Source organism: Streptomyces hainanensis (assembly GCF_004348415.1).
GTDB lineage: Bacteria > Actinomycetota > Actinomycetes > Streptomycetales > Streptomycetaceae > Streptomyces > Streptomyces hainanensis.
On sequence record NZ_SMKI01000737.1, the window covers coordinates 1 to 2363 of the forward strand.

A 2363-nucleotide genomic window follows, 5' to 3' on the forward strand; every position below is an offset into this window, starting at 1 on the left:
GTGGGCGGGAATCCCCAGCCCCGTACCGCTACGTCGCCACGTCCACGTCCCGGTCCGCCTCCGGGAGTTCGGCCGCCAACGCGGCCGCCGCGCGGATCAGGGGGAGGGCGAGGAGCGCGCCGGTGCCCTCGCCGACGGTGACGTTCTGGTCGAGGATGGGTTCCATCGCCATGCGGTCGAGCGCCTTGGCCTGGCCCGGTTCGCCGCTGGCGTGGCCGGCCAGCCACCAGTCGGGGGCGCGGAACGCGACGCGTTGGCCGACGAGGGCGCAGGCCACCGAGACCACGCCGTCGAGTACCACCGGCGTGCGCCGGACCGCGCACTGGAGCAGGAAGCCCGTCATCGCCGTCAGGTCGGCGCCGGCCACGGCGCCCAGCAGGCGCAGTTGGTCGCCGAGCACGGGGCGGGCCCGGCGGAGGCCGTCGCGGACGGCGGCGCACTTCCGCATCCAGGTCAGGTCGTCGATGTGGAGCCCGCCGCGGCCGGTCACCATGGAGGCGTCCGTCCCGCACATGGCCGCGACCAGGACGCCGGCGGCGGTGGTGCCGCCGACCGAGATGTCGCCGAGCACCAGCAGGTCGGTGCCCGAGTCGGCCTCCTCGTCGGCGATGGCCATGCCGGTGCGGAACGCCTGCTCGGCCTCCTCGGCCGTCAGGGTGTCCTCGATGTCGAGGCGGCCCGAGCCGCGCCGGACCCGGTGCCGGCTGACGTCGGCGGGGAGTTCGTCGGCGTGGCAGTCGAGCGACAGGTCGACGATCCGGAGCGGCACGCCGGCCTGGCGGGCCAGCACGGCGGCCGGGCTGACGCCGTCCAGCGTGTCCCGCACGAGGGCCGTGGCACCGCCGGGCGGGCGGGCCGAGACGCCGAGCGAGGCGATCCCGTGGTCGCCGGCGAACAGCACGGCCCTGGGACGCTCGATCGGGGCCACCGGCACCCGGCCCTGCGCCGCGGCCAGCCAGGCACCGATCTCGTCGAGCCGGCCAAGCGCCTTGGGAGGCACGCCGACACGGGCCCGCCGCTCCTCGGCCTGCCGCCGGAGCCTGGCACTCGGCCGCTCGATGAGATCGCCGAAGTCATCGAGGTTCACACCGCCATCGCTCATGGCAAACGAGGGTAGCGCTCCGGCTCGCACCCCCCGGCGCCCGGCTCAGCCGCGCAGCGTTCCCGCTGAGCCGCGCAGCGTTCCCGCTCAGCCGCGCAGCGGTGCCGCTCGGCCGCGCGACGTCCCGTCAGCCGCGCAGCGGCGTCGCGCAACCGGCCGTCATCAGAAGCACCTGTTCGCACTCGGCCGCCACCGCCGCGTTGAGCCGGCCGAGTTCGTCGCGGAAACGGCGGCCGGCCGGCGTGGCCGGCACCACGCCCGAGCCGACCTCGTTGCTCACCAGCACCACCGGGCGCCGGGCCGCCCCCACCGCCGCGACCAGTGCCGCCGTCCTGGCGGCCAGTTCCGCGGCGCCGCGGCCCTCCCAGGCGCCCACCGAGTCCAGCGCGTCGGTCAGCCACAGCGCCAGACAGTCGATCAGCAGCGGCCCCTCGTCGTCCTGTTCGAGGAGCGGCACCAGGTCGCACGTCTCGACCGTGGTCCAGCTCGCCGGCCGCCGTTCCCGGTGTCCCGCCACCCGGGCCCGCCACTCCGCGTCGCCGGCCCGCTCCCCGCCGGTGGCCGCGTACACGACGTCGGGGAAGGTGACGAGCCGCCGTTCGGCCTCCGCCGACTTCCCGGACCTCGCCCCGCCCAACACCAGGGTGCGGCGCGGGAGTTCCGGCACCTCACGGAAGTCGCCGACGGTCAGCGTGCGGCCGTCGGGCACGGCGCGCGCGCCGGCCGCCGCCAGCCGGCGGCGCAGCTCGGCCCCTGGCGGCACGTCGTGGTCCAGGTGCACCGCGACCACGTCGGTGGTCAGCGCCACCGCGCCGGCCGCCCGCAGCCTGGCCAGCGCGTCCGGCCGGCCGACGACGTCCAGCAGGCACAGGTCGTAGGGCGGGCCGTCCGCGAGGCCGGCGGGCGCCGCCCCCGGCGGCAGGTAGAGCAGCCGGCCGCGACCCGGCTCCGTGACGGCGTAACCGGTGCCCGGGACGTCCACCGCGACGGCGGTGATCCGGTGCCCGCTGAGCAGCGTCAGGTCCCGGCCGTCCGGCAGCCGCAACGGCCCCGGCAGGCCGGGCGGGAGCTCCAGCGCGGGCCCGTCGTGCGGGTGGGTCAGCAGTGCCTGCCGCACCCCGGTGAGCGACCGGCCGGCCCGCGCGGCGGCCAGCGCCGCGCCCGGCGTCAGGTCGAGCAGCAGCACCCCGTCCACCAGCAGCGAGGTGGCCGTGCGGACGTCGGCGCCGAGCGCCCTGGCACAGCGGGCGCAGGGGCAGCC

General features: G+C 77.5%; 2 protein-coding genes. Both read right to left on the reverse strand.

Features of this window, described 5'->3' with window-relative positions; genetic code table 11:
* Positions 1-28: 28 nt before the first annotated feature.
* On the reverse strand, positions 29-1102 hold the full coding sequence (locus E1283_RS35385; RefSeq protein ID WP_132822261.1) for a nicotinate-nucleotide--dimethylbenzimidazole phosphoribosyltransferase: 1074 nt from the start codon (positions 1100-1102) through the stop codon (positions 29-31).
* Between the two features lie 127 nt (positions 1103-1229).
* Positions 1230-2363, reverse strand: a 1134-nt coding sequence (locus tag E1283_RS35390; protein WP_132822262.1) for a bifunctional adenosylcobinamide kinase/adenosylcobinamide-phosphate guanylyltransferase, incomplete at its 5' end; no start/stop codon positions are given.